At 75.9% G+C, this 938-nt stretch carries 1 protein-coding gene; it reads right to left on the bottom strand.

From position 1 onward, the window contains the following. Positions 1–738, bottom strand: a 738-nt coding sequence (locus VQ03_RS29905; protein WP_048454574.1) for a glycosyltransferase family 4 protein, incomplete at its 3' end; no start/stop codon positions are given. Between the last annotated feature and the right edge of the window lie 200 nt (positions 739–938).

Below are 938 nucleotides of genomic sequence, written 5' to 3'. Positions count from 1 at the left end.
CCGGCGCAGGCGCGCCAGGGCCTCGAACAGCACCGGCACGCCCTTGGCCTCGCGCAGCTCGCCGATATAGACGAGGTCGACCGGATCCGGACCCGGGACGATCGGGGCGAATTCCGCCGCGCCGATGCCGTTATGGACCACGCGCACCAGCCGGTCGGTCGGGCCGACATAGGCCCGGTAGCGCCCGGCGATGTAGTCGCTCTCGAACAGGAAGACGTCGGTGCGGCGGGTGAGCATGCCTTCGGCCAGCATGTAGAGGCGATGGAGCGGCGTGCCCGGGCGGTAGTTGAAGCTGCCGCCATGCGGCGTGTAGGCCCGCACCGGCAGCGCGCCCGGCACCAGGCGGGCGAACAGGCCGCCCTTGGAGCCGTGGCCGTGCAGCACGGTCGGAGCGGCACGGCGCACGAGGCCGGAGAGCGCCGCCAGTGCCGTCAGGTCGCTCGGATGCGGGTTGCGGCGCATCGGCAGCCGGGTGATGCCGAGGGCGAGGCGCGGCGCCAGCTCGGCGAGGGCTGCCTCCGCCCGGGGCCCTCCGGTGCTCGCATCGCAGAACAGGCCGATCGCGTGGCCGCCCTCCGCCTGCAGCCGCGCGACGTCGAGGACGTGGCGGAACAGGCCGCCGACCGGGGCCCGGAACACGTGCAGGATCCGCTCCCGCGGGGCGGCGACGGGGCGCGGCGCCGGCACGGCCTCCGACGGCGCGGGATCGGCGGCGGAGCGGGGGGGGGTGGCGGCCACGGGCGGGGCGTCGGTGGGCGGATGGCGCCGGGGCGTGCGGGAGGCCTCATCTCGCCCGAGGCCCCTGGCCGGGGGGGTAAGGGGGCGGGCGGAAGAGCAGGTCAGGCCGCGGCCGATGAGCCCGTGGTTTACCGACGGGAAGCGCAAGTCGACCCGCCCGCTGAAGGCGATGGCGGCGGGCGGGAACGTCGTGTGCTGGA

Source organism: Methylobacterium tarhaniae, assembly GCF_001043955.1.
Lineage (GTDB): Bacteria > Pseudomonadota > Alphaproteobacteria > Rhizobiales > Beijerinckiaceae > Methylobacterium > Methylobacterium tarhaniae.
This window is presented reverse-complemented; position numbering and strand designations above follow the sequence as displayed.